The organism is Streptomyces montanus (genome assembly GCF_005786655.1).
In the GTDB taxonomy this organism is placed as follows: Bacteria; Actinomycetota; Actinomycetes; order Streptomycetales; family Streptomycetaceae; genus Streptomyces; species Streptomyces sporangiiformans.
In genome coordinates this window covers 231,455-257,296 of record NZ_VBZC01000004.1, presented here as the reverse complement: position 1 = coordinate 257,296, position 25,842 = coordinate 231,455, and the positions used below count along the sequence as shown (strand labels likewise).

27 protein-coding genes and 1 pseudogene are annotated in these 25,842 nt (G+C 70.7%); 18 read left to right on the top strand and 10 right to left on the bottom strand.

Translation table 11 applies throughout. From position 1 onward, the window contains the following. Window positions 1-168: 168 nt before the first annotated feature. A complete protein-coding gene (locus tag FE633_RS05140) occupies window positions 169-1,161 on the bottom strand; it encodes an aldo/keto reductase (RefSeq protein WP_138043857.1) in 993 nt (330 codons plus the stop codon). A gap of 213 nt (window positions 1,162-1,374) precedes the next feature. Here FE633_RS05140 and FE633_RS05135 point away from each other — a divergent pair, with 213 nt between their 5' ends. Next, window positions 1,375-1,947, top strand: coding sequence for a DoxX family protein (locus tag FE633_RS05135; RefSeq protein WP_138043856.1), 573 nt, complete (start codon window positions 1,375-1,377; stop codon window positions 1,945-1,947). Window positions 1,948-1,979: 32 nt separating this feature from the next. Then, on the top strand, window positions 1,980-2,366 hold the full coding sequence (locus FE633_RS05130) for a MazG-like family protein (RefSeq protein WP_138043855.1): 387 nt from the start codon (window positions 1,980-1,982) through the stop codon (window positions 2,364-2,366). Window position 2,367: 1 nt separating this feature from the next. Here FE633_RS05130 and lpdA read toward each other — a convergent pair whose 3' ends face one another. From lpdA to FE633_RS05110, 4 genes are all read right to left on the bottom strand, one after another. Beyond that, complete coding sequence (lpdA, locus tag FE633_RS05125; RefSeq protein WP_138043854.1) at window positions 2,368-3,792, bottom strand: dihydrolipoyl dehydrogenase; 1,425 nt, start codon at window positions 3,790-3,792, stop codon at window positions 2,368-2,370. 220 nt (window positions 3,793-4,012) lie between these two features. Further along, window positions 4,013-4,327 carry a hypothetical protein gene (locus FE633_RS05120; RefSeq protein ID WP_138043853.1) on the bottom strand — a complete coding sequence of 105 codons (315 nt, stop codon included), beginning with the start codon at window positions 4,325-4,327 and terminating at the stop codon, window positions 4,013-4,015. After that, the gene (locus FE633_RS05115) at window positions 4,324-4,968 is read right to left on the bottom strand and encodes a SigE family RNA polymerase sigma factor (protein WP_138043852.1); all 645 of its coding nucleotides are present in this window, start codon (window positions 4,966-4,968) and stop codon (window positions 4,324-4,326) included. The genes FE633_RS05120 and FE633_RS05115 overlap by 4 nt, the downstream gene beginning before the upstream one ends. Then, window positions 4,965-6,527 carry a sodium:solute symporter family protein gene (locus tag FE633_RS05110; protein WP_138043851.1) on the bottom strand — a complete coding sequence of 521 codons (1,563 nt, stop codon included), beginning with the start codon at window positions 6,525-6,527 and terminating at the stop codon, window positions 4,965-4,967. Before FE633_RS05110 ends, FE633_RS05115 begins: the two co-directional genes overlap by 4 nt. 177 nt (window positions 6,528-6,704) lie before the next feature. Here FE633_RS05110 and FE633_RS05105 point away from each other — a divergent pair, with 177 nt between their 5' ends. The 4 genes from FE633_RS05105 to FE633_RS05090 all read left to right on the top strand — a co-directional run bounded on the left by FE633_RS05105 (window position 6,705) and on the right by FE633_RS05090 (window position 10,444). After that, window positions 6,705-6,926: a DUF3311 domain-containing protein gene (locus FE633_RS05105; RefSeq protein WP_138043850.1), complete on the top strand. Its 222-nt coding sequence runs from the start codon at window positions 6,705-6,707 to the stop codon at window positions 6,924-6,926. Between the two features lie 108 nt (window positions 6,927-7,034). After that, window positions 7,035-9,206: a carbon starvation CstA family protein gene (locus FE633_RS05100; protein ID WP_138043849.1), complete on the top strand. Its 2,172-nt coding sequence runs from the start codon at window positions 7,035-7,037 to the stop codon at window positions 9,204-9,206. Further along, a complete protein-coding gene (locus FE633_RS05095) occupies window positions 9,203-9,418 on the top strand; it encodes a YbdD/YjiX family protein (RefSeq protein ID WP_246113419.1) in 216 nt (71 codons plus the stop codon). Before FE633_RS05100 ends, FE633_RS05095 begins: the two co-directional genes overlap by 4 nt. A gap of 72 nt (window positions 9,419-9,490) precedes the next feature. After that, window positions 9,491-10,444: a hypothetical protein gene (locus tag FE633_RS05090; protein WP_138043848.1), complete on the top strand. Its 954-nt coding sequence runs from the start codon at window positions 9,491-9,493 to the stop codon at window positions 10,442-10,444. On the opposite strand, the pseudogene FE633_RS48085 reads toward FE633_RS05090, so the two are convergent. From FE633_RS48085 to FE633_RS05070, 5 genes and pseudogenes are all read right to left on the bottom strand, one after another. Continuing rightward, a pseudogene (locus FE633_RS48085) lies at window positions 10,405-10,578 on the bottom strand (AraC family transcriptional regulator); the annotation flags it as partial. The gene FE633_RS05090 and the pseudogene FE633_RS48085 sit on opposite strands and share 40 nt — an antisense overlap. Before the next feature lie 45 nt (window positions 10,579-10,623). Then, on the bottom strand, window positions 10,624-10,938 hold the full coding sequence (locus FE633_RS05085) for a hypothetical protein (protein WP_138043847.1): 315 nt from the start codon (window positions 10,936-10,938) through the stop codon (window positions 10,624-10,626). Then, window positions 10,935-12,164, bottom strand: coding sequence for a dihydrolipoamide acetyltransferase family protein (locus FE633_RS05080; RefSeq protein WP_138043846.1), 1,230 nt, complete (start codon window positions 12,162-12,164; stop codon window positions 10,935-10,937). The genes FE633_RS05085 and FE633_RS05080 overlap by 4 nt, the downstream gene beginning before the upstream one ends. Window positions 12,165-12,178: 14 nt before the next feature. Further along, complete coding sequence (locus FE633_RS05075) at window positions 12,179-13,195, bottom strand: alpha-ketoacid dehydrogenase subunit beta (RefSeq protein WP_138043845.1); 1,017 nt, start codon at window positions 13,193-13,195, stop codon at window positions 12,179-12,181. After that, entirely contained in the window at window positions 13,192-14,190 is a 999-nt protein-coding gene (locus FE633_RS05070; protein WP_246113418.1) for a thiamine pyrophosphate-dependent dehydrogenase E1 component subunit alpha, read from the bottom strand. Before FE633_RS05070 ends, FE633_RS05075 begins: the two co-directional genes overlap by 4 nt. A 228-nt stretch (window positions 14,191-14,418) precedes the next feature. On the opposite strand from FE633_RS05070, the gene FE633_RS05065 reads away from it, so the two are divergent. From FE633_RS05065 to FE633_RS05010, 12 genes are all read left to right on the top strand, one after another. Next, complete coding sequence (locus FE633_RS05065; protein ID WP_138043843.1) at window positions 14,419-15,369, top strand: sugar-binding transcriptional regulator; 951 nt, start codon at window positions 14,419-14,421, stop codon at window positions 15,367-15,369. Between the two features lie 730 nt (window positions 15,370-16,099). Next, window positions 16,100-16,768 carry a PTS glucitol/sorbitol transporter subunit IIC gene (gene srlA / locus FE633_RS05060; protein WP_138043842.1) on the top strand — a complete coding sequence of 223 codons (669 nt, stop codon included), beginning with the start codon at window positions 16,100-16,102 and terminating at the stop codon, window positions 16,766-16,768. Beyond that, window positions 16,765-17,823, top strand: a complete 1,059-nt coding sequence (gene srlE, locus FE633_RS05055) for a PTS glucitol/sorbitol transporter subunit IIB (RefSeq protein WP_138043841.1) — start codon at window positions 16,765-16,767, stop codon at window positions 17,821-17,823. The genes srlA and srlE overlap by 4 nt, the downstream gene beginning before the upstream one ends. Next, window positions 17,823-18,194, top strand: a complete 372-nt coding sequence (locus FE633_RS05050) for a PTS glucitol/sorbitol transporter subunit IIA (protein ID WP_138043840.1) — start codon at window positions 17,823-17,825, stop codon at window positions 18,192-18,194. Before srlE ends, FE633_RS05050 begins: the two co-directional genes overlap by 1 nt. 40 nt (window positions 18,195-18,234) lie before the next feature. Beyond that, window positions 18,235-18,525, top strand: coding sequence for a hypothetical protein (locus FE633_RS05045; protein WP_138043839.1), 291 nt, complete (start codon window positions 18,235-18,237; stop codon window positions 18,523-18,525). A gap of 13 nt (window positions 18,526-18,538) precedes the next feature. Next, complete coding sequence (locus FE633_RS05040; protein ID WP_138043838.1) at window positions 18,539-18,994, top strand: transcriptional regulator GutM; 456 nt, start codon at window positions 18,539-18,541, stop codon at window positions 18,992-18,994. A 91-nt stretch (window positions 18,995-19,085) separates the two neighbouring features. Continuing rightward, on the top strand, window positions 19,086-20,453 hold the full coding sequence (locus FE633_RS05035; RefSeq protein WP_138043837.1) for an NAD(P)H-dependent oxidoreductase: 1,368 nt from the start codon (window positions 19,086-19,088) through the stop codon (window positions 20,451-20,453). Between the two features lie 78 nt (window positions 20,454-20,531). Further along, on the top strand, window positions 20,532-21,929 hold the full coding sequence (locus tag FE633_RS05030) for an amidohydrolase (RefSeq protein ID WP_138043836.1): 1,398 nt from the start codon (window positions 20,532-20,534) through the stop codon (window positions 21,927-21,929). After that, window positions 21,919-22,962 (top strand): LacI family DNA-binding transcriptional regulator, encoded by a 1,044-nt coding sequence (locus tag FE633_RS05025; RefSeq protein WP_138043835.1) that lies wholly within the window; start codon window positions 21,919-21,921, stop codon window positions 22,960-22,962. Before FE633_RS05030 ends, FE633_RS05025 begins: the two co-directional genes overlap by 11 nt. Before the next feature lie 114 nt (window positions 22,963-23,076). Continuing rightward, a complete protein-coding gene (locus FE633_RS05020; protein ID WP_138043834.1) occupies window positions 23,077-23,826 on the top strand; it encodes a glutamine amidotransferase in 750 nt (249 codons plus the stop codon). Between the two features lie 23 nt (window positions 23,827-23,849). After that, complete coding sequence (gene deoD, locus FE633_RS05015) at window positions 23,850-24,590, top strand: purine-nucleoside phosphorylase (RefSeq protein WP_138043833.1); 741 nt, start codon at window positions 23,850-23,852, stop codon at window positions 24,588-24,590. A gap of 142 nt (window positions 24,591-24,732) precedes the next feature. After that, window positions 24,733-25,827 (top strand): BMP family lipoprotein, encoded by a 1,095-nt coding sequence (locus tag FE633_RS05010; protein WP_246113417.1) that lies wholly within the window; start codon window positions 24,733-24,735, stop codon window positions 25,825-25,827. Window positions 25,828-25,842 lie beyond the last annotated feature (15 nt).

Here is a 25,842-nt window from a genome sequence, read left to right as displayed (position 1 = left end):
CTCTCCACGAGAACTTCACACTTGGAGCACAACACAGCGCTTCCTTGGCCACACTCGAGGGGGGAAGGCGGCAGCCGTTCCGGGCCGTACGGGTGGGAGGGATCCCGCGTGGGACCGCGGGACGACCCGGGCCCCGGAACGGCTGCCCCACAACGAGGGACGGGCGGATCAGCGCCCCAGGATGTCGTCGATCTCGGTCAACTGCCCAGCGGTGAGCGGCCCTTGGGCGAGTGCCCCGGCGTTCTCCTCCGCCTGGGCGACCGAGCGGAAGCCCGGGATGGGGATCGTGCGCGGGCTGCGGGCCCACAGCCAGGCGAGGGCGCCCTGGGCGAGCGTGCGGCCCTCGCTGGTGAGCACGGAGCGCAGGCCGTCGACGCGCCCCAGCCACTCGGGGTCGGCACCCTCACCCCGTGAGAACCCCGGCAGCCAGGCGGGCGGGGCGTTGCGGATGTCCCCGGCCTCCAGTGGCTGACCGGCGGCGCGCCTGCCCGTCAGCAGCCCCATCGCGAGCGGGCTGCGGTTGATGCTCGCGAGCCCCGACTCCTCGCAGAGCGCGAGCATTTCGGGTGCGTCCTGGAGCACGTTGAGGCGGTGCTGTACGGCCGTACAGTGCGGCCCCTGCGCGAAGACGGCGGCCCGCTCCGGGTCGTCGGTGCTCCAGGCGTACGCGCGGATGAGTCCCTCGCGCACGAACTCCTCGCAGGAGTCGCGCAGTTGGGCGGCACGCTCCACGTCGGCCTCGGAGATGTGCAGTTGGTAGAGGTCGACGTAGTCGGTGCCGAGGCGTTTCAGCGATGCGGTCAGCGCCCGGCGGGCATGCGCGGGCGTGTCGTCCTGGCCCACCCGCGTGCGGGTCGCTTCGTCGAAGAGGTTGCCCCACTTCGTGGCGACGACGACGTCCGTACGGCGCTTGCCGAGAGCTCGGCCGAGCACGCGCTCGCTGTGTCCCGTGCCGTAGGCGTCCGCCGTGTCGAAGAAGGTCACACCGAGGTCGAGCGCGCGCCGAATCGCCCGTACGGACTCCTCGTCGTCGACCTTGCCCCAGCCCAGGGGCTGCCCGTCGGTGGACTGCCACTCACCCCCGATGGCCCAGCAGCCGAAACCCAGAGCGCTGATCTCGATGTTGCTGCGGCCCAGTGTCCTGTACTCGATGTTCTCCATGCCGGTGGACGCTATGAGCTGGAGCGCACACGAAGGCAAGAGCGGGCGCGGAAACTGCTGATCTCCCCCCGCCACTCGAACGGCGGCGGGCAGAGGCTCGGGCGACTGTTCGGTGCGACCGTGGGCACACGGGGACGTACGAGATGTGCGCGAGTGCGTGCGATGTGTGCGATGTGTGCGACGTACAGGACCGTTCGAGGAGTGACGAGAACCGTGACGGCTTTCGACCGACGTGATCTGGGACTGCTGCTGCTCCGACTCGGCGTGGGCGGGGTGCTGGCGGCGCACGGGACGCAGAAGCTCTTCGGCTGGTTCGGCGGGGGCGGGATCTCGGGCACCGGCGAGTTCATGGAGTCTGTCGGGTACAAGCCCGGCAGGGCGAGCGCGGTCGCGTCGGGCCTGGCGGAGACGGGCGGCGGCACGCTCCTCGCCCTGGGCCTGGCGACACCGGCTGCCGGAGCTGCCGCGACCGGCGCGATGGCGGGCGCCTCCGCGGTACACGTGCCCAACGGGTTCTTCGCCCAGAGCGGCGGCTACGAGCACGCGGCCAGCCTGGGCCTCACGGCGGCGGGCCTCGCCGTGACGGGCCCCGGCCGACTCTCCCTGGACCACGCCCTCGGTCACACGGCCAACCGCGGATGGATGGTCCCGGCGGCGCTGGCCACCACGGCGGCCGCGGCTCTGACGGTGGTGGGGATGCGCAACAAGCGGCTTCAGCGGCAGCAGGAAGGTGAGCAGGGAGAGTTGTTCGACGAGCAGGGGACGCCGTACGACGAAGACGAATAAGAGGGGCCTGGGCGCATGGCAGGCTGGCCGCCATGAGCGATCACGACGCGGCGGCGGCCTCCACCACGGACGACGACCTGTGGGAGGCGGCGGGCCACCTCCAGGAGTGGCTCGTACGGGCAGAACCGGCCCGTCCCCCTCAAGAGACCATGCTCCTGCGGATGCTGAAGCTCTCGGAGGAGGTCGGCGAGGTCGCCCAGGCGGTCATCGGCGCCACCGGCCAGAACCCCCGCAAGGGCACGAGCCACACCTGGGACGACGTCCAGTCGGAGCTGTGCGACGTGATCATCACCGCGGCGATCGCCCTGCGCACGCTCACGCCCGACGCCCGCGAGGTCTTCACGGCACACCTCGACCGCGTGCGGGAGCGCTCGCTGGGGCCGGGCAGGCCTCCCCGGCAGGGGCCGCACCCGGCGTAGCTCACATGTTGATCATGTGCCCGGCGAGTCCGTGCACCGCCTCCTTGACCGCCTCGCCGAGGGTCGGGTGGGCGTGGACGTTGCGGGCCACCTCGTGGACGGTCAGGTCCCACTGCTGGGCCAGGGTCAGCTCGGGCAGGAGTTCCGTGACCTCGGGGCCGATGAGGTGGCCGCCGATGAGCTCGCCGTACTTGGCGTCGCTGATCAGCTTCACGAAGCCGGTCGCATCGCCCAGGCCGTGCGCCTTGCCGTTCGCGGTGAACGGGAACTTGGCCACCTTCACGTCGAAGCCCTGCTCACGGGCCTGCGCCTCGGTCCAGCCGAAGCTGGCGATCTGCGGCTGGCAGTAGGTGGCGCGCGGGATCATCACATAGTCGAGTTCCATGGTCTCGGCGTCCGCGATCGTCTCGGCCGCGATGACTCCCATCGCCTCGGCGGCATGCGCCAGCATCAGCTTCGCGGTGACGTCGCCGATGGCGTAGATGTGCGGGACGGAGGTGCGGCAGCGGCCGTCGACGTCGATGGCGCCGCGCTCGGTGACGGTCACGCCGGTGTTCTCCAGGCCGAAGCCGGTGACGTTCGGCGCGAAGCCGATCGCCTGCAGAACCTTGTCGGCCTCCAGGACCTGCTGGGCGCCGTCCTTGCCGGTGACCGTGACGCGGACCTGCGGGCCGGACTCGTCGATCGAGTCGACCCGGGTGGAGGTGAGTACGTCGATGCCCAACTTGCGGTACTGCTTGGCCAGTTCGGCGGAGACCTCGGCGTCCTCCAGCGGGGCCACGCGGTCCAGGAACTCCACCACGGTGACCTTCACCCCGTAGTTGTGCAGCACATACGCGAACTCGATGCCGATGGCGCCGGCGCCGGCGATCACGATGGAGCGGGGCAGGTCCTCGGCGAGGATCTGCTCCTCGTACGTCACCACGCGCGAGGTGCGGCGGGTGCCGGGCAGCAGCTTCGGGGTGGCGCCGGTGGCGATGATGCAGTGGTCGAAGCCGATCGTCTGCGTGGAGCCGTCGGACAGGGTCACGTCGAGCGTGTGCGGGTCGCGGAACGTGCCGCGGCCGCTGAACTCCGTGATCTTGTTCTTCTTCATCAGGTAGTGGACGCCCTTGACGCGGCCGTCCGCCACCCGCCGGCTGCGCCGGAACGCCTCGCCGTAGTCGAAGGAGACCTGCCCCTCGACCTTGATGCCGAAGGTCTTGGCCTCGCGGGTGACGAGGTGCGCCAGCTCGGCGTTGCGCAGCAGGGCCTTGCTGGGGATGCAGCCGACGTTCAGGCAGACGCCGCCCCAGTACTTCTCCTCGACGACCGCCACGCGCATGCCCAGCTGGGCGGCGCGGACGGCGGCGACGTAGCCGCCGGGGCCCGCTCCGAGTACGACCACGTCGAAACGCTCGCCCTGCTCGCTGCCCTGCTCGCCCATGGAGGCTTCCTTTCCGATGAGGGGTGGCGATTCGGCGTCACCGGACCGCCCTTGGCCTCAACACAGCATGCTCCATCAGTCGGGCCGGTCCGGCACGCCGGGGGTGCTGTCCACGGTTTTCGCCCCCGCCGCCCCTACCCATTCCCATCCCTGGGGCTCCGCCCCAGACCCCGCTCCTCAAACGCCGGAGGGGCTGAAATCTTCAGCCGGCCAGTCCTGGTCACGGCGCCCAGGAGCCCGGTCCTCCGCCGGAGGCGACCGCGTTCGAGAAGATGACGCTCGGGTGGGACGGGGTCTGGTTGAGGACCCAGAGGCCGATCAGTGTGGCGAGGGTGAAGACGACGGCGATCAGGACGGCGAGGACGAGACGGCGACGGCGCTCGCGGCGCAACCAGTCGCCCCGGGCCGTGCGGTAGGCGTCCGGCGCGGCCTGCACCCCGCCCGCCAGCGTTCCCAGTGCTTCACGCAGCGCCTGTTCCGTCCGGTCCTGTTCCGTTGGGTCCTGTTCCGTCCGGTCCGGGGAGGTGTCGTTCATCGCCGGGCCTCCATCGCCTGGGTCAGGGCGGCGATGCCGCGCGCGGTGTGTGTCTTGACCGATCCGCAGGAGATCCCCATCGCGGCGGCTATCTCGCTCTCCTTCAGCCCCAGCCAGTGCCGCAGGACCAGCGCCTCGCGCTGCCGGGCGGGCAGTTGCTGCAGGGCGTCGATCAGTACGCGCTGGTCGTCGTGGAGCAGCGCCGTGCTCTCGGCGGAGGCGACGACCTCGCTCGGCGGGTTCTCGACATGCTTGCGCGCGACCTGGAGGTGGCGGATGCGCATCCGGGTCAGATTGCACACCGTGGAGCGCAGATACGCCTCGGCCGCCGCCTCGTCCCGCAGGCGCCGCCACTTCCGGTAGATCTGGTAGTACGCCTCGGCCACCACGTTCTCCGGGTCGTCCGCGCCGAGCAGGACGGCCAGGCGCAGCATCGAGGCGTAGTGCAGCTCGAAGAGGCGGGCCAGCGCGGCCTCCCGTTCGAGTTCGGCCGGATCGCTCACCGAGGGGGAGAGCACCTCGCCGTCGGCGGGCGGGGACATCGCCGTGTCGCCGGTGACCTGCTGCGGGACGAGGGGCTCGGTGACAGCGGCCGGAGCAGCCTGCGCCACTGTCACGGGGGTGTGGTGTCTGCGTCTCACGGGTTGCTCGCTCCCGTCTCGGGGCGCCGCCTGGCGGTCAGGCGGGACGGTAGGTCGGTGAGGTCGGCGCCGCGCGGGACGCCGAAGCGTTCGAGGGCCGCGGTGCCGGCCACCGCGACGGTCAGGTTGAGCAGCAGGGCCGCGAGTCCGGCGTAGATCTCCAGCGGCTGGTCGCCGTTCCCGAAGGGCACGATGGACGAGAACCCCTCGCGGACCACCAGGAAGGTGCCGGCCGCCATGCCCACGGCCCACCCGGCCAGCAGCGCCCGGGGGTGCAGCCGGCCGGTGAAGAGTCCGAGTGCCACGGCGGGGAAGGTCTGCAGGATCCATACGCCGCCGAGCAGTTGGAGGTTGATGGCGTCCTGGTCGCGCAGCCCGAACACGAACGCGACCGCCCCCACCTTCGCGGTGAGGGAGACCGCCTTGGCGATGCGCACCTGACGTTTGGGCGTGGCGGTGGGGTGGACGTACTCGACGTACACATTGCGTACGAAGCAGGTCGCGGCCGCGATCGACATCACGGCCGCCGGAACCAGCGCTCCCACGGTGATCGCCCCGAACACCAGCCCGGCCAGCGGCCCCGGCATCAGCCGGTCGACCAGCATCGGTACAGCCGTCTCGGCGCCGCCCTCGGGGGCCCGTACGCCCGTCGCGAGTGCCGCGATGCCGAGGAAGCCGAAGAGGGCGAGCAGCCCGGTCCAGGCGGGCAGGGCCACGGAGACCTTGCGCAGGGTGCGCGGACCGTCGGCGGCGAACCCGGCGGTGAGTACATGCGGATACATCAGCAGGGCCAGTGCCGAGCCCAGGGCCAGCGTGGCGTACGCGGGCTGCTGCTCGGGCGACAGGAGCAGGGCGGAGTCCGCCGCGCCCGTCCCGCCGAGCCGCTGCGCCGCGTGGTCGAAGACCGCGCCGGGTCCGCCGAGCCGTGCGAGAACCAGCCAGCACACGGCGGTGAGCGAGACGAAGACGGCCACGGCCTTGAACGCGGAGATGACGGTCGGCGCGCGCAGCCCGTGCCGGTACGTCGCCACAGCGAGCCCCGTGAAGAGCGCGACCATCACCAGATCGCCGCTCGCGCCCCGTGTGTAGACGCCCCCGGCGGTGAGCACCGCGCGGATGCCCAGCAGCTGCAGCGCCAGATAGGGCATCGTCGCGAGGATCCCGGTCAGCGCCACCACCAGGGCGAGCGGCGGCGAACCGTACCGTCCGCGCACGAAGTCGGCGACGGTGACATAGCCGTGGCGGCGGGCCACCGCCCACAGGCGGGTCAGCAGGACGAAGGCGAGCGGGCAGACGATCACCGTGTACGGCACCGCGAAGAAGGCGGGCGCCCCGTTCGCGTACGCCAGTCCCGGTACGGCCGTGAAGGTGTACGCGGTGAAGATCGTGCCGCCGAGCAGCATCCAGGTCCAGACGGGGCCCAGGCTCCGGTCGGCCAGCGCCCAGCCCTCCAGGGACGGCAGCCGGTCGGTGGGACGCAGACGGCGCGCGGTGACGGCGAGCAGCGACGCTCCGCCTGTCACGGCGAGGAACGTCGCGGTCATGGCGCCATCGGCCATGGGTCACCGTCCTTGGTGTGCCTGAGCCCTCGCCGGAGAGTTGCGCGGGTGGCCCGTCCGGATGACACGGACGACGGAAAACCGGCGGGAAATCTTCTGGAAATTCGTTGTCAACCGGTTCCGGCCGGCGGGCAACTCTTGCACAGACCTACAGCAAGCGGGAGAGGAGAGCCGGGCATGGCACCCACTGGTCTTCACCGGCTACGGCGCGTCGCGATCGCCGTACTGCTCCTCGCGCCCGCCGCCGGACTGCTGTGGGTCCCCTGGTACGCCGGTGCGTCCCCGCGGCTCGCGGGGACGCCGTTCTTCTACTGGTACCAGCTCGCCTGGGTGCCGGGGTGCGGCCTCTGCCTGCTCGCCGCGTATGCGCTGAGCAGGCACGACCGCCACGATCCCTGATCCGCGCGCCCGCCCACTCCCGAACTCGCCGAACTCACCCGACCCCGCACGCGGACGCGCACGTACCGCTCGACACCACCAACACCACCGCCACGGTGAGGAGCCGCCATGTCTACGTCAGCCCTGCCCGAATCCGCTCCCCCGACACCGGAGGGCCCGCCGCCCTCCGCCTCGTCCCGTATGACTCCGCGGTCGATCCTGCTGTGGACCGCCGTCGCCCTGGTGGGAGCGGTCGCCTGGGGTGTTCTCGCGCTCGCCCGGGGCGAGGAGATCTCCGCCGTCTGGCTGGTGCTGGCCGCCCTCGGCTCGTACGCCATCGCCTACCGCTTCTACGCCCGCTTCGTCGTCCGCCGGGTGCTGAAGCCGGACGACCGACGGGCCACCCCGGCCGAACGGCTCGAGGACGGCGTCGACTTCCAGCCCACCGACCGCCGGGTGCTGCTCGGCCACCACTTCGCCGCGATCGCCGGAGCCGGACCGCTGGTGGGGCCCGTGCTGGCGGCGCAGATGGGTTATCTGCCCGGCACGTTGTGGATCGTGGCCGGGGTGATCTTCGCCGGGGCGGTGCAGGACATGGTGGTGCTGTTCCTGTCGATGCGGCGGGACGGCACCTCGCTCGGGCAGATGGCTCGCGACGAGATCGGCCGGGCGGGCGGGGCCGCTGCCCTGATCGCGGTCTTCGCCATCATGATCATTCTGCTCGGTGTGCTGGCCCTGGTCGTCGTCAACGCCCTCGCCCACTCCCCGTGGGGCACTTTCTCGGTCGCCATGACCATCCCCATCGCCCTGTTCATGGGCTTCTGGCTGCACCGGATCCGGCCGGGCCGGGTCGTCGAGACCAGCCTGATCGGTGTGGCACTGCTGCTGCTCGCGATCGTCGGCGGCAGCTGGGTCCAGGAGTCCTCGCTGGCCGACGCCTTCACCCTCAGCCCGACGACCCTGGTCTTCTGCCTGGTCGGGTACGGCTTCGTCGCCTCCGTCCTGCCGGTGTGGATGCTGCTCGCGCCGCGCGACTACCTCTCCACCTTCATGAAGATCGGCACCATCGCGCTGCTCGCGGTCGGCGTCGTCGTGGCCGCCCCCGTCATGCGCGCGGACGCGGTCAGCGACTTCGCCTCCTCGGGAGCGGGCCCCGTCTTCGCGGGATCCCTCTTCCCCTTCCTCTTCATCACCATCGCCTGCGGCGCGCTCTCCGGCTTCCACGCGCTGGTCGCCTCCGGGACCACTCCGAAGCTGATCCAGAAGGAGTCCCAGGTCCGGCTGATCGGCTACGGCGCCATGCAGATGGAGTCGTTCGTCGCGATCATGGCGCTGATCGCCGCGGCCACCCTCGAACCCGGCCTGTACTACGCGATGAACGCGCCCGCCGGACTGCTCGGTACGACGGCCGAGTCCGCGTCGCACGCGGTGGCGGGCCTCGGCTTCACCATCAGCCCCGACCAGTTGACGCAGGCGGCCAAGGCCGTGGAGGAGCAGACGCTGATCGCCCGCTCGGGCGGGGCGCCGACCCTGGCCGTCGGCATGTCGGAGATCTTCTCCGGAGTCTTCGGCGGCACGGCGATGAAGGCCTTCTGGTACCACTTCGCGATCATGTTCGAGGCGCTGTTCATCCTGACCACGGTCGACGCGGGTACCCGGGTGGGACGCTTCATGCTCCAGGACATGCTCGGCAACGTCTGGAAGCCGATCGGCCGGGTCAACTGGAAGCCGGGCATCTGGCTGTGCAGCGGACTCGTCGTGGCCGCCTGGGGCTACTTCCTCTACACCGGCGCCACCGACCCGCTCGGCGGAATCAACCAGCTCTTCCCGCTCTTCGGCATCGCCAACCAGCTCCTCGCCGCCGTCGCCCTCACCGTCTGCACCACCGTGCTCATCAAGTCCGGCCGGCTGCGCTGGGCCTGGGTCACGGGGATCCCGCTGGCCTTCGTGGTCGCGATCACCTTCACCGCCGGCTGGCAGAAGATCTTCTCCGACGACCCGCGCGTCGGCTTCTTCGCCCAGCGGGACAAGTACTCCGCCGGCATCGACGCCGGACAGGTCCTGCCGCCCGCCAAGACCCTCGACGACATGCACACGGTCGTCACCAACTCCACGGTCGACGGCGTGCTGATCGCCCTGTTCCTGCTACTGGTCGCCGTGGTGATCGTGAACGCGGCGGTGGTGTGCGTACGAGCCGTACGGTCCCCCGTCCCGCTGCCGACGACCGAGGCACCGTTCGTCGAGTCCCGTATCGACATCCCGGAGCAGGCCGCCGAACCGCTGGTGGGAGCTCGTTCGTGAACGGCCGGCACGGGAGCCTGCTCAGCACCGCCCGGCACTGGGCGCGGACCGTGCGCTGGTATCTGCGCGAGCTGACCGGCGAGGCGGATTACGACCGATACTGCGACCGGCACCGGCGCCGGCATCCGCACGCTCCCGTGCCCAGCCGTCGCGAGTACGAGGTCCTGCGGACGCACCACCGGGAGAACCACCCACAGAGCCGCTGCTGTTGAAAGACGGCACGCGGCACCACCGACGCGGGGCGGGCAAAGGCGCCCTTTGCCCGCCCTCTTGCCGAGACCGAGATGCTGAGACGCCGACCCTCCCTGCTGACCCGGCCCGAACTCGACGACCGCGCACTGCACGTCACCCTGACCGAACTGCGCCCCGCCCAGCAGCTGCACGGCCTCGGGGCGGGCCGGACCCGACCCCTCTGGGAGCCGGTCGCCGCACTGCTGCGCGCCACCGGGCGCGACTGGGACCGTCGGGTCCACCGGATCTCCGTACTGGCGGGGAGCCTGCCCCCGGCGGTCCCTCAGCGGTGGATCGCCGACCGGCCCGACGACGCGGACGCGCTGGTCCTGCAGGCGTTCGCCCTGTCGGAACGCGCCCCGGCCGAAGGGCGGGCCGCCGCGCACCGGGCCGAACAGGCATGTCTGCGGGCCGCGCGGGCCTGCCCCGAGGATCCCACTCCCTGGCTGGCGCTGCTGTCCCTTCTGGATGCGTTCGCGGCTCCCGCCCGGTACGTCGTGCCGGTGTGGACCGAGGCCGTCGACCGCGCCCCGTGGAACAGGACCGCCTATCACCGACTGCTGCGCTATCTGTCCCCGCGCGGCCACGGAACGGTCCCCGACATGATGGACTTCGCCGAACAGGGCGCCGCCCGCGCACCGTACGGGTCGCCCCTCGTCCTGCTGCCCGTCGCGGCCCGCGTCGAACTCGTCGCCCACCGACTGCGGCAGGACCCCCTCGCCGCGGTCGGAGCGGGCGGCCACTGGCACGAGCCGCGGGCGGCCGGGGAGGTCGACGCGGCCCTGACCGGCTGGTTCCACACCCCCGCGGCACCACACGCCGAAGCGGTCGCCGACCTCAACGTGCTCGCCTTCGCCCTGACCCGAATCCGCCGCCAGGCCGAGGCCGCCGCCGTCTTCCACCGCATCGGCCGCCATATGACGCACCATCCGTGGGACCTGCTGCCGGATCCGGAGGGCACGTTCCGCTATTGGCGGGACCGGTCGGCCGACCGTCGCCCGACGTGAGAGGCAGTTTCCGCCCGGTACCGCCCCGGCGGGGTCCCGAACTCCCGGCTGAACGCGTGCGAGAAGGCATACGGGGTGCAGTAGCCGACGCGGCCCGCGACGGTGGGCAAAGGGTCTGCCTGGACGCGGAACAAGGGTTCCTGCTCGGACCATGGGCGGCGTACGGAGCGGCATAGGGGTCACGAGCGGGAGATCAGCTTGACCTCCCTCAGCGTCTGGTCGACCTTGCCGACCATTTTCAGAGGCAGGGTGAGCAGGAAGTGCACCGGCTGGTCGGACACCCCCGAACGCACCTTGGCCGGCAGCCGCCACAGGCGGCACCGGAAGTCCCGGGCGTACTGTCCCAGGACCAGCTCCCTGGGCATCTCGGTGGTCTTGCCGCACTGTTCGCACGTGATGGTCAGCAGACAGCCGTGGACATACGTCAGGCGATGGAGCTGCTCCCCGCCGCACGAGCAGACCAGATAGGACGTCTCGGTTTCCGTGTCGATCATTCATTGCTCCTTTTCGGCGAGGCCCGTTCGCTGTCCGGCAACGGCCGCAACAGCCGTTCCGGATCGGCCCCGGCGGAGGCCAGCGATCCGAGCAACCTGGCTCCGGCCGCCCCGTCGGCCACCCGGTGGTCGACGGTGAGACCCGCGGTGCACCCCGTCCGGATGTGGATGCCGCCGCCGGACACGACGGCTCGCGCCTCGATCGCGCCCACGGTGAGGACCGCGACCTGAGGAGGGGTGACCGGAGCCGTGAACCGTTCGGCGCCGAGGGGTCCGAGATTGGCCAGGACGACCGAGCCGGGGACGAGGTGGGGCGGGTCGATCCGGCCTCGCCGGGCGCGGTCCACGGTCTGCCGGACCTCCGCGTCGAGTTCGTCCGCGGTGCTTCGGTCCGGGTCGGTGAACGACGGGGTCAGCAGGCCGTGGACGCTGTCCACGGCGAGGGAGAGCACCACGTGGGGGTGGGTGGTGGTGTCGTACGTGTTCTGGGCGAAGACCGGGTTGTCCCGCACCGCGGTGGCCAGTGCGCGCAGGAGGAGCGTCGTCCAGGACAGCCCCCGCCCTTCTCTCATTCGCGCGAGCAGGTCGAGGTCCAGGGCTCGCCAGACGGTGAACTGCGGTATCGCGGCGCCGTCCAGCAACCGCTCGGTGAGTTTGGCCCGGGCGGCCCGTCTTCTGCGTGCCACCCGGTCCTCGTTGCGGATGGGGTCCGCACCGTTGACGTCCCGCACGGTGACCACACCGCCGGGGCCGGACCCGGTGATCGAGTCGAGGCTCAGGCCGCGCTCGGCGGCACGGCGGCGAGCGCCGGGGAGGGCCAGGACTCGCGCGGGGTGGGGTGGGGCCTCCGGCTCGCGTGGCGGGTCCCCGGATACGGGGCGGTGCGCGGACGGTCCGTTCTCCGGGGGCAGCCCGTTCTCCGGCGTCAGTCCGTTCTCCGGGGTCAGTCCGTTCAGCGGGAGCAGCCCCGCGAGCAGGTCCTCGGACTCCCCGGTGATGTGTGCCAGCGGCTCTCCGACGGGGACGACGGTGCCGGGCTCGGCGGCCAGCCGGGAGATGACTCCGCCGCCGGGTGCCTCGACCTCCATGTCGACCTTGTCGGTGGCGACGACACAGACGACCTGTCCGGCCGCCACCGTGTCGCCCTCCTTCACCTGCCAGGCCACGAGTTCACCCTCGGTCATCGTCATGGACATCTTCGGCATGACGAGAGGTATGTCGTGCATCGGTGCTCTCTCCCTCAGTGCTTCATCAGTTCGAGAGAGGCGGCGGTGATGTCCTCGGTCTGAGGGACCGCCGCACGTTCCAGCTGCGGTGCGTACGGAATCGGTACGTCGAGGCCGCCGAGTCGCGCGATCGGCGCGAGCAGGGTGTACAGAGCGTCGGAGCCGGCGATGAGCGCCGCCACCTCGGCCATGAACCCGCAGGTGTTCGGGGCCTCTTGGACCAGGAGGACACGGCCGGTGGCCTTCACGGCCGCCAGGACGGTGTCGCTGTCCAGAGGCTTGAGCGTCCGCGGGTCGACCACTGTGGCCGTCACGCCCTGGGCCTCGAGACGGTCCGCCGCCGCCAGGGCCCGGGACACCATGACCCCGGTGGCGACGATGGTCAGGTCCTTGCCCTCGCGGTGTACCGCGGCCTGACTCAGGGGGACGCGGTACGGCCGTTCCGGAACGGGCCCGGACCGCTTGTAGAGCAGTTTGTGTTCGAGTACGACGACCGGATTGGGGTCGTCGACGGCTGCGAGCAGAAGTCCCTTGGCGTCCGCGGGAGTTGCGGGCATCACGACCTTCAGTCCCGGGACATGGGCGAACCACGCCTCCAGGCTCTGCGAATGCTGGGCGGCGGCACCGGTGCCGGATCCGCCCGGGGCGCGCAGCACCATCGGTACGTGCGCGGCGCCTCCCAGCATGAAGTGGATCTTCGCTGCCTGGTTGACGATCTGGTCCATCGCCTGGCACGTGAAGTCCGAGAACTGGATCTCGACGACCGGGCGCATGCCCACCAGTGCGGCACCGACCGCCGCGCCGACGATGCCCAGTTCGGAGATGGGCGTGTCCCGCACCCGGTCCGTGCCGTAGCGGTGCACGAGGTCGCCGGTCACGCCGAACGCCCCGCCGTACACGCCGATGTCCTCGCCGAGCAGAAAGACGTCCGGGTCGTCGTCCATCGCCTGGGCCAGTGCCTCGCGTATGGCTTCGGCGTAGGTGAGATCGCGGGTGGCGGGCGGTGCGTCGCTCGTTGGTGCGAGGGTCATGACGCACTCCCCGCGGGCGTGGCGTACACGGCGTCGAGGAGGGAGCCGGGCCGGGCATCGGGAGCGGCCAGCCCGGTCTCCACGGCGGCGCGGACCGCGTCCCGTGCGTGGCCGCGTATCTCCTCAACGTCCCGCTCGGTGAGTGCGCCGGACGCGGTGGCCGCTCGCTCGAAGCGGCTGATCGGGTCGCGGGCGCGCCACTCCTCGATCTCGTCCCTGGTGCGGTAGAGGTTCTGGTCGCTCTTGCTGTGGCCCTTCCAGCGATAGGTGACCGCCTCGATGAAGGTGGGGCCCTCACCGGAGCGGGCACGTGTGACGGCGTCACGGGTCGCCGCGTACACCGCGTCGACGTCGTTGCCGTCGATGGTCACTCCGGGCATGCCGTAGCCGGCGGCGCGTTCGCTGATCTCCTTGACCGCGAAGGCCCGTTCGGTGGAGAAGGACATGCCGTAGCGGTTGTTCTCGCAGAAGAACACGACCGGCAGGCGCCAGATGGCGGCCATGTTCATGGCCTCGTGGCAGGCGCCTTCGTTGGCGGCGCCGTCACCGAAGAAGCTGACGGCGACCCGGTCGGTGCCGCGCAGCCGCTGGGCGAGCGCCGCGCCGACGGCGATGGGGATGCCGCCGGCCACGATGCCGTTGGCGCCGAGGTTGCCCGTGGTCACATCGGCGATGTGCATGGAGCCGCCGCGTCCCGCGCAGTAGCCGGTCTCCTTCGCCAGCAGTTCCGCCATCATCCGGTTCAGGTCCGCGCCCTTGGCGATGCAGTGACCGTGGCCTCGGTGCGTGGAGGAGATCAGGTCGTCCGGTCGCAGGGCGAGACATGCTCCCGTCGCGGTGGCCTCCTGGCCGACGGACAGATGCATCGTGCCGTGCATGAGCCCACGGGCGAAGAGTTCGTCCACGGCTTCCTCGAAGCGGCGGATTCTCCACAGCGTGTCGAGGGTGCGCGCGGCCAGATCCTCGTCGTCGGTCGGTGCCGTGCTCTCGGCCACGAGCCCTCCAGATCTGAGGTCTGCACAAAAGTGCGTATCGATATCACTTACGTGAGGATGTTTGCACGGCTGGTCCCCCCTGTCCAGACGCTCGACGCGGAAGCGGCATCGCGCCGGTGGGTTGGGGAAGTTGCCGGAGGCCGTCCGTATGTGCGGCATCGCTCGCTGGTCGGCTGTGCAAGAATTTGGGCAGATGTGACGAAGCAGCTGTGCGAGAGGGGTGGGGGAATGCCGGCGTCCCGCGAGCGCGACCTGTTGGTGAAGGCCGCACGGCTCTACTACCAGGACAACTGCTCGCAGCAGGAAGTCGCCAGCGCGCTCGGCGTGAGCCGCTCCAATGTCTCACGCATCCTGGCCGCCGCCCGGGAGCAGGGAATCGTCGAGATCCGGATCAACGATCCCGCCGGACGCGAGGTGGACCTGGAGGAGGAGCTGCTCCGCACCTTCAAGCTCACCGCGTGCCGGGTGGCCGCCGTCCGCTCCGACGAGGAAGTGCTGCCCAAGGTGGGCGAACTCGCCGCGGACTGGCTGCTGGACATGGCGCGACCCGGCGACGGCATCTCACTGTCCTGGGGGCGGACCCTGCAGGCGATGGTGCGGGCCGTTCACTCCGACCGCGCCATTCCCGTCGAGGTACTCCCTCTGGTCGGCGGGCTGTCCTCGGTGGCCTCGGAGATCATGGGTGAGGAGCTGGTACGAGACCTCGCGGACCGGCTCGGCGCGACCTTCCGGCGTCTGCACGCGCCCGCCCTGCTGGAGGCGAAGGCCTCCCGGGACACACTGATGGCCGAGCCCTCCATCAGCTCCGTACTGGAGGCCGGCCGCAAGTCGTCCCTGGCGTTCGTGGGCGTGGGAGCGGCGGGCGTGGGCTCGTCGGAGGCACTCATCGACTCACTGCGGCTGAGTCGCCGCGACCGGGCGGCATTCGAGAAGGCGAAGCCGGTGGGCGATGTCTGCGCCCGCTACTTCGACGAGGACGGCAACCCGGTGCGCGGCGCCGTCGAGGACCGGGTGCTGGCCGTGTCGCTCGACGACCTCCGCCGGATCCGTACGGTCGTCGGGCTGGCCGCGGGAGCGGAGAAGGCCCGGGGCGTACTCGGCGCACTGCGCGGCCGTTACCTGGACGCGCTGGTCTGCGACGAGCCACTGGCCGAGGCCCTGCTGGCCCAGTCCGCCTGACGAAGCCCCGCGCGGCCCACGGCTCCCTGGGCGCAGCTCGCCACGGAAGGTCGCCGAACGGGTAGGCGGCCTCCCGTGACGACGCGGCACCGAGGGCCGTTCCGTCGCGGCGGCACGGCGCCCGGACCCCTTGCCGTCATGGCGACATGGCGCCCGGGGCCCTTGCCGTCATCGCGACATGGCACCCGGGGCCCCTTTCCGTCGCGGCGACATGGCGCCGGGAGCGGCCTTCCCGTCCGCGGCAGGTACCCCCGACGCACTGGCGCCCCTACAGGCCGGGGAAGCGCCGCCCGCCCGCGACCACCCGGCCTTCGCTCGCGTCGGGCGACCGACGGCGGGCTACGCCCCCACCGCCTGCCACCTGCGGTTCTTTGCGCCGGGCACACTCCCGCCCGGGCCCGCTCACCCTGGCGCGTACGGGCTCCCGCGCCCCCATGACCGGCCCCCTCGAATCGAAGCCCTTTCGCAAGGCGACGGATCCGATGTCTTGTCGTGCCTGCCCCGGGGTGCTACACCTCTACCGAACAGACGTGAGGAGCCTTGAACAGGCGTGCAAACGTAACGCCGCTTTCGGACCCCTTTGGTGTCCCTTCTGCCACACCAGTCTCACTGTCCCCTTTTCGTCCGCGCTCCTCACCGCCGCACGGGCTGCCCCCCAACGAGGCTCCAGCACGAGCCCTGGGCCCATTCAAGCCTCCCAACCCGCTCAGAAAGAGAGAGGAGGACCGAGATGATCGCCCTCGCTGCAGTCACCCTGGCCGCATCGACGCCGGAAGACGAGAAGAATCCCGTTGTTCGCGCCGCGGTCTGGATCGGCTCCCACTTCATAGGCCTGTTCAACGAGGCCGGCAAGCAGTTCACCGGGCTGGTCACAGGGATTCTCCCCACCCTGATCGTGCTGCTCACCTTCATGTACGCGCTCGTCGCGTTCATCGGCGAGAAGCGGGTGACCAGGGCTGTCCAGTGGTCCTCGCGCTGGTGGATCACCCGCTACAGCGTGATGCCCGTCCTCGCGGTGCTGATGCTCACCAACCCGATGTGCTACTCGTTCGGCAGGTTCCTGCCCGAGCGGTACAAGCCGGCCTTCTACGACTCCGCCGTCTCCTTCGTCCACCCCGTGACCACGTTCTTCCCCTACGCCAACGCCGGTGAGCTGTTCGTCTGGCTGGGCATCGCCAGTGGTGTGCAGAAGCTGGGCCTGTCCACCGTGCCGCTGGCGCTGTACTACCTCGTCATCGGCGTCGTGGTCATCTTCATCAGAGGAGTGGTCACCGAGCGGATCACACAGATCCTGATCAAGCGGACCGGGCGCACCGAGATCTTCCGCACCTTCGACGAGGAGTTCACCACCGGCAGCGGCGGCAGCGCCTTCGCGGGGACGGGAGGAGGAGCGCGATGACGACCATCGATCACGACCCGCGCACGTACCCGTCCGTCTTCGTCCGCAGAGGATCCGGCGGCTGGGGCGAGGGACTCACCCTGCGCCGCACCGATACGCGCACCAAGGTCCTCTCCGTCACGGGAGGAGGCATCCATCCGGTCGCCGCACGGATCGCCGAGCTGATCGGCGGCGAGGCCGTCGACGGTTTCCGCACCACCGTCCCGGACGAGGAGGTCGTCTGCGCCGTCATCAACTGCGGAGGGACCGCCCGGATCGGTGTGTACCCGCGCAAGCGCATCCCGACGATCGACGTCTATCCGGGCGCTCCGGGCGGGCCGCTCGCACAGTTCATCACCGAGGACATCTTCGTCTCCGCCGTGTCCCCGGACGACGTACTGGCGCAGGAGGACGGCGAAGGCGAAGCCGGCACGACACCCTCCGCCGGCACGGCAACCGCCGCCGATTCGGCTGCCCTCGACGCGGACGTCAAGGCTTCGCCGTCCCGGCCCGCGCCACCGGAGGAGAGCGGCGGGCGGTTCGCCAAGGTGTCCGACGCCTTCATCAAATTCAGCTCCGGCATCGGCTACGCGGTGAACACCCTGCTGTCGTCCGGCCGTCAGGCCATCACTCTCACGATCAGCACGATCCTGCCCTTCATGGCGTACGTCAGCCTGCTGCTGGGCTTCGTCATCTACACCGGCGTCGCGGAGAAGATGGGTGAGGGCCTCAAGCCGCTGGCCAGCAATCCCTTCGGTCTGATCGCCCTGGGCGCCGTGGTGGCCCTGCCCTTCCTGTCCCCGATCCTCGGGCCGGGAGCGGCGATCGCCCAGATCATCGGCGTACTGATGGGAACTCAGATCGCGGCGGGAACGATCCCCGTCGAGTACGCCCTGCCCACCCTGTTCGCCATCAACGGCCAGGTCGGCTGCGACTTCATCCCCGTCGGCCTCGCCCTCGGCGAGGCGAAACCCGAAACGGTGGCGGTGGGCACCCCGGCGGTGCTGCTCAGCCGCCTGATCACCTCGCCGCTCGCGGTGATCCTCGCCTGGCTCGCAAGCTTCGGGATGTACTGATGAACGAGCCCTACTACCAGAGCACGGTCCTGCGTATCGGTGACGAGGCCGAGGAACTCATCCGCGGCGGAGTCCTCATCCTCTTCGGCGAGCCGTTGCCCGGTGATCTGGAGAGCCTGAGCGTCGTCCATCGGCCCGCCGACGATCCCGTGCTGGAGATGCGGCCGGGTGACGAACTCTGGCTCGGCAAAACCCGGATGACCCTGACCGCCGTGGGCGAGCGGGCCCACGAGAACCTGCTCCAGCTCGGTCACCTGGTCGTCTACACCGATCCCGATCCCGCCGCCGGGCTGCTGCCCGGGGCCCTGCACGCGAAAGGTCCGCTCGACGTCCCGGAACCGGGAGCCGAGCTCAAGCTCGTACGAGCCTGACGACGACACACGACGGCGGAGCCGTGGAGGGACAGAACCGATGCACAGCCAGGAACACGGAGACCAGCGCCAGGACATCTGCGGTGACTGCGGCGGAACACTGGTCGAAGGGTCGATGGCGCTGCCCCTTCTCGGCTCCCCCCGTTTCGCGTACCGCCTCGGGACCACCGAGGTGACCACGGAAGTGACGGCCTCGATGTGCCCGGACTGCGGGGCCGTCCGGCTGCGCGGCCGGAACCCGGAACGCATTCGCAACGCGGCCGCCGCCCGTGCGGTCCGCTCCCGCCGCTCACCTGGCCCTGACAATTCCCAGGATCACCGGAGCCGTTGAGAAGAGGAACGACATGGAATTCCTTCCCCTGGCACTGTTGCTGCTCGGCGCCTTCGTCCTGACGACGCTGACCAGCATCGCGCAGCACCGCTACTACATGCGGACGGTCAACCGGGTGGCGGGCGACGAGCACCGCACCGGTGTCGTCCTCGTCTCCGGCCGCGCCACCGGCGGACTGCGCGGAGCCGTGGTGCTGCTGCTCGTGCGTACGTCCGACGAGACGGTCGAACGGGCCCTGGTCATGGAGGGGGCCTCGGTCCTCGCCCGGTTCCGCGAGCGGCCACGGCTGGCCGGAGACCTGCGCACCGCACCGTCCCGCGCCACCTCCACCGCCACGGCCCGCGCACTCGAGGACGCCCGCGACCGCTACCGCCGGATGCGGTCGGGGGGCACCGCGGAGCCTGTCCCGTCCGGCCTGCGACCGCAGGGCCTCTTCGGTTTCGTCCAGCGGGCCCGGCCGGGTGCGTAGGGCACCCAGGCCACACAGGGCACCGCCTGTGCACGCTCGGCCGCCCGGCCCGTCGCGCACACCCCACATCTCTTGAGGAGCACACACAGCCATGGCATATCTCCCGCAGATCATCGAGAGGCAGCGGCAGTTGGGACGGCCCATCAGGGTCGGACTCGTCGGTGCGGGGCAGATGGGCATCGGCCTTGTCGCTCAGACCAACCGCATCCCCGGCATGGAGGTGGCGGCGATCGCCGACATCGCCCCGGGTCGGGCGGACGCCGCGTTCCGACGCACCGGACGCGAGAACGTGGTGTCCACCCCGGACGTCGACAAGCTCAATGCCGCCCTCGCCGAAGGCCGGCCGGTGGCCCTCGAAGACGCCGGACTCCTGGTCAGGCTCGACCTCGACATCATCGTCGAGGCCAGCGGGGTCCCCGAGGTCGGTGCGGCCGTGGCTCTGAACGGTCTGCTGAGCGGCAAGGACATCGCCCTGCTCAACGTGGAGACCGATGTGACGGTCGGCCTCCTCCTCTCCGCACTGGCCCGCAGAATGGGCCGCGTCTACACCGTCTGCCGCGGCGACGAACCGGTCGAGTGCAAGCGGCTGGTGGACTACGCACTCGATCTCGGCCTCACGGTCACCTGCGCCGGCAAGGGCAAGAACAACCCGCTCGACCCGACTGCCACACCGGACGGCCTTGCCGCGCAGGCCGCGGCCAAGAACATGAACCCGAAGATGCTGACGAGCTTCGTCGACGGCTCGAAGACCATGATCGAGATGGCCGCCCTCGCCAACGCCACCGGGTTGCGGGTGAGCCGCCGCGGCTTCAACGGTCCCAGGACGACGGTGCCCGAACTCGCCGAGGTGTTCCGGCCGAAGGCCGACGGCGGCATCCTCGACGCCGCCGGGGTCGTCGACTACTGCACCGGCCCGGTGGCACCCGGAGTGTTCGTCGTGGCGAAGTGCGACGACCCGGTCGTGGTGGCGGAGATGGACTACCTGAGCATGGGCTCCGGCCCCTACTACACCTTTTACCGGCCGTACCACCTCGCCAGCGTCGAAGCGCCACTGACCATCGCCGAAGCCGTCCTGACCAGGCGGCCGAGCCTCGCCCCGACGACCTGGACCGCGGAGGTCGTCGCCTGCGCCAAGCGCGATCTGCGCGCCGGTGAACTCCTCGACGGCATCGGCGGCAGCACGGTGTACGGCGTGACGGACCACGCCGCGACGGCGGCCGCCGAAGGCATGGTCCCCCTGGGCCTGGCCGCGGGCGCACGCGTGCTCCGCGACGTACCGGCCGGCTCCCCGCTCACCACGCGGGACGTCGACATCAAGCAGGACACGGTCATCGCCGCACTGCGGCGTCTCCAGGACCTCCTGCTGGCGGGCAGCACCCTGGACGCGCTCCTGCCCCTGCCGACCGCGGCACCGGGCACGGCCCCGCAGTCGGCGTTCGCGGCTCCACTGGGGACCTGACCCGCCCCGTGGGGCCGCTTCAGGGGCCCCACGGCGGAACTGTTGTGCAAAACGTTTTGGATATCTAGCTTGTGCGCCATGAGCGACAGAGCGCCCGCGTCGGCGGGCCGCCTCCTGGTGACCGGCTGCGATGTGCTGCGCGTTCCGCCGGAGGGCGAGTGCGAGATCCTGCGGGCGCGGGACATCGTGGTGGCGGACGGCGTCATCCAGGACCTACGGCCGACCCAGGGCGTACGGCCGACCCAGGGCGTACGGCCGACCGGGACCGTGGCGCATGACCGGCCGGACGTGATCGACGGGCGCGGCTTGCTCGCCGTTCCGGGCCTGATCAACGCACACACGCACAGTCCGATGGTGCTCATGCGCGGCGCGGCCGAGGACGTGACGGTCGAAGGATGGTTCAACGACCGCGTCTGGCCGATGGAGAGCAACCTCACCCCCACCGACGTACGGACCGGCGCCCGGCTGGCCTGCGCCGAGATGATCCGCTCCGGTGTCACGACCTTCGCCGACCACTACTTCTTCCCCGAGCAGATCGCCGAGGCGGTCGCCGAGACCGGCCTGCGCGCCGACATCGCGCCCACGTACTTCAGTAGCCGGGGCCAGGAGGCCCTGGAGTCCACCGTGCGGTTCGCGGAGGAGTGGCACGGCGGTGCCGAGGGCCGGGTGAGCGTCTCACTCGGCCCGCACGCCCCGTACACCGTCGACGACACCGATCTGCGGACCCTGGCCGGGCACGCCCGCAGGCTCGGGGTGCGGATGCACATCCACGCCGCCGAGCACCTGGAGCAGACGCGGTCCAGCCTGGAGCGGCGCGGCATCACCCCGATCCGGGTGCTGCACGAGACCGGGGTGCTGGACGCGGGCGCACTGATCGCGCACGGCTGCGGAATCGTCGAGGACGACCTTCCGCTGCTCGCCGGGCACGCGGACACGACCGCCGTGGCCTACTGCCCGAAGGTGTACCTCAAGCACGCGCTGTCCCCACTGACTCCCGTCCGCGACCTGCTCGCCGCGGGCGTCACCGTGGCGGTCGGCACGGACGGCGCTGCCGGGCACAACACCCTCGACGTGTGGGAGGCGCTCCGGCTCGTCGCCCTCACCCAGAAGCAGGCCGTGCGGGACGCCACCTGGATGACCGTCTCCGACACCCTGCGGCTGGCCCTGCGCGGCGGGGCGCGCGCACTCGGCCTCCAGGACCGGATCGGTGCGCTGGAGCCGGGCATGCGGGCCGACATCGTCCTCACCGATCTGTCCGGCGCGCACTGCCGTCCGCTGCACGACCCGCGCGCCGCACTCGTCTACAGCGCTCGCGCCGGCGACGTACGGACGGTCGTCGTGGACGGCCGGGTCCTGATGTGCGACGGACGGCTGCTGACCGTGGACGAGCCCACGCTGCTGGACGAGGCCGATGCCCGGGTGGCGCGGATCCTCGACACCTCCCACGGAAGGGCGGTGCAGCACTATGACCCCTGAGCCGTACACCGCCGACCGCCAGTCGCCCGTCCGCAGGCCCGCCTCCATCAAGGACGTGGCCGCCGCCGCGGGCGTCAGCCCCACCACCGTCTCCCATGTCCTCAGCGGCAACCGGCCGGTCAGCGAGGAGACCGCCGCGCGGGTGCGCGGTGTCGTCAACCGCCTCGGCTACGTCCCGGCATCGCTCGCCCGCAGCCTGCAGGCCGGCTCCACCTCGGTGATCGGTCTGCTGATCCCCGACATCAGCAACACCTTCTTCGCCGAGCTCGCCAAGGGCGCCGAGGACGCCGCCCACGATCTGGGCTACGGGCTGATCCTGTGCAACACCGAGTTCGACGCCGACCGCGAGGACCGCTACCTCGGCATGATCCGCAGCCGGTTCATCGACGGCATGGTGTACGCCTCGGGGTCGCCGCCGTCACGGCGAAGACTGGAGGCGCTGATGGGCAAGTTCCCCATCGCGCTCGCCGACGAGGAGGTCGAGGGCCTGGAGGGCGCGCTCATCGCCACCGCCGACCACGAGGCGGGCGGGCGGCTGGTCGGCGAGCACCTGCGGGCGCTCGGCCACCGCCGGGCGCTGATGCTGACCGGTCCCCGCGCCCTGATGAGCGGCACCGCGCGGGCGAACGGTTTTGTCCGGGCCTTCCAGGGCGAAGTCGTCGAACGCGTCGGCGACTTCAAGGAGGCCTCCGGATACCGCCTCGTCGCCAAACTCCTCGAGAAGGGCGGCCTCGACTGCACGGCCGTGTTCGCGGCCAACGACCTCATGGCGTTCGGCGCCCTCACCGCCCTGCGGGAGGCGGGCCTGTCGGTGCCGGAGGACATCTCCGTGGTCGGCTTCGACGACATCCGCGCGGCCTCGCTGGCCCACCCGCCCCTGACCACCGTCCACCAGCCCGCGTACGACGTGGGCCGCACCGCCACCGCGCAACTGCTCCAGTACGTCTCGCGGGGCGAGGTCCCGCCCGCGTCCCGGCACACCCTGCCCGTCGAACTCAAGGTGCGCGGCAGCACGGCACCGGCCGACCGCTGACCCGCCCCCACCCCTTCCCTCCGCTCTCCGCCGCGCGTACGAAGGACGCCGTGCCGACCGGCTGTGTCCCCGTCCCCGCGGCCCCAACCTGCCCTGTCCGAAAGGCGGTTCGCCATGCCCAGAGTCCTCGTCGTCGGCGAGTCCTGGTTCACGTACACGGTCCATCAGAAGGGCTTCGACGCCTTCCACACCGCGGAGTACACCGAGGGCGGAGGCGTCTTTCTCGACGCGCTGCGCTCACGCGGCCACGAGGTGACGTACGTCCCCGCGCACGAGATCTCCCGCCGGGTGCCGGACTCCGCCAAGGGCTTCGGCGCGTACGACGTCGTGGTCATCAGCGATGTGGGCGCCAACAGCTTCCAGCTCCCGCCCGAGACCTTCAGCCGCTCCGTTCCCGCCCCGGACCGGTCGGAGCTGGTGCGCGGGTTCGTCGAGAGCGGCGGCGGAGTGCTGATGGTGGGCGGCTACCTGAGCTTCAGCGGCATCGACGCCCGTGCCCGATGGGGGCAGTCGCCGCTCGCCGTGGCCCTGCCGGTGTCGATGGCCGACCGGGACGACCGGGTGGAGCTCCCGTCCGGTGCCGTGCCCAAGGTGGTCGCCGACCACGGGATCGTACGGGGGCTGGAGCGGTCCTGGCCCGCGCTGCTCGGCCTCAACGAGGTCTGGCCGCGACACGGGGCGACGCTGCTGGCCGAGTGCGCCGGGCACCCGCTGCTCGTCGTCGGCGGTCACGGCGCCGGCAGGACCGCTGCCTTCACCTCCGACGTGGCCCCGCACTGGGCACCGCCGCCGTTCCTGGCCTGGGACGGATACGCCGAGCTGTGGGACCGACTGGTGCGCTGGCTCGCGGGAGCGGACCTGTGACGGCCGGGGAGCACCGCGTCCCCATGACCGGCACACCCCACATCGCCGCCGCGCCGGGCGAGTTCGCCCCGCTCGTCCTCATGCCCGGAGACCCACGCCGGGCCCGGCGCATCGCCGAGACGTTCCTGGCGGACGCCCGGCTGGTCACCGACGTCCGGGGCGTCCTCGGCTACACCGGCACCCACCGGGGCGAACCAATGTCGGTCCTCGCCTCCGGCATGGGCATCCCGTCCGTGTCGATCTACGCGACGGAGCTGTTCCGGCACTACGGCGTGCGCAGGATCGTACGGGTCGGCACGGCCGGGGCGATCCCGCTGACGGTGTCCGTGCGGGACGTGGTGATCGCCTCGGCCGCGCACACCGACTCCAGCATCAGCCGCGTCCTCGTGGACGGCGTGACCCTCTCGCTCACGCCCTCCTACGGGTTGCTGCGCCTGGCCGCGGACGCGGCGGGGCACCAGGACGGCGGTGCGGGACACCAGGGCAGGGGTGCGGTGCACATCGGCCCGGTGTTCACCAGCGACCACTTCTACCTCGACCGGCCCGCCCTCATCGACGCGCTGGAGCACAGGGGCACGCTCGCCACGGAGATGGAGGCGGCGGGACTGTACGCCGTGGCCGCCACCGAGGGCGGCGAGGCGCTCGCCGTGCTGACCGCCTCCGACCACGTCCGCACGGGAGAGGCCCTCTCCGCCGAGGAGCGCGAGACCTGCTTCGACCGGGCCGTGCGCATCGCCGCGGCGGCTCTGCTCGGCGATGTCTGAATTTCTCCGGGAGGAAATGAGATCGCAACCCGGCGGCATAGCCAAAACGTTTTGCAATTCCTACTGTCAACGCAGCGCATACCAAGGCAAGCAGCAAAGGCAAGCAGCAATGATCGGCGACTCACTGATCGGGAGATCGATGATGCGAATCGGAAGAAGCGCCGCCCTCGTGGCGGCGGGGGCCATCGCACTGACCGCGTGCGGAGGATCGGGCGGGGACGAGGACTCCGGAGCCGCGGCGTCCGGAAAACCGCGCATCAAACTGGTGATCAATGGCGGGCTGGGAGACAAGTCGTTCTTCGACTCCGCCTACGAGGGGCTGAAGAAGGCCGAGAAGGACCTCGGCTACGAGCTCAAGGTGGTGGAGCTGGGCTCCGACCGCACGAAGTGGGAGCCCGGTTTCGAGGACGCCGCCTCGGCCGACGACTACGACATCCTGGCGGCCGGCACCTTCGAGGTCACCGACTACATCGGTGAACTCGCCCCGCAATTCCCGGACAAGAAGTTCTGGCTCTTCGACGCCCCGGTCGACTACACCGGCAAGAACGGTACCTGTTCCAACAAGTGCGAGAACGTCTACTCCGTGACGTTCAAGCAGAACGAGGGCGGTTATCTCGCCGGATTCCTCGCCGAGAAGCTCGTCGCCGAGAAATCCCTCAAGGGTGCCGAATCCCAGAAGAAGGTCGGCGTCATGCCCGGCGTGAAGATCCCGGTCATCGAGGACTTCGTCGTCGGTTTCAAGGCGGGATTCAAGGAAGCGGGCGGAAGGAACTCCGACGTGCTCGTTCAGTACGTGGGCGGCGACAAGCCGTTCGGCGACCCGGCCAAGGGCAAGGAGATCTCCACCGCGATGTACGGCCAGGGCGCCGCACTGGTGTGGCCGGTCGCCGGGCTCTCCGGGCTCGGCACCTTCGAGTCGGCCGTCAGCGCCGAGCGGTACACGTTCGGCGTGGACTCGGACCAGTACCAGACCCTCACCGATCAGGCCCAGAAGGACACCGTCGTCACCTCCATACTCAAGAACGTCGGCAACGCCCTCTACAAGGCAGCGCAGGACGACCGGAAGGACTCCCTGAAGTACGGCGCCGTCGACACCGTCGGTCTCGCAGACGACGCCGTGGGCTACGTGGACGACGACCACTTCAAGGAGTTGGTGCCGGAGAAGACCCGTACCGAACTCCAGGAAGCCGCCGACAAGGTCAAGTCCGGCTCCGTCACGGTCCCCAGCGCCTTCTAGCCGAAAAGCGGCTCG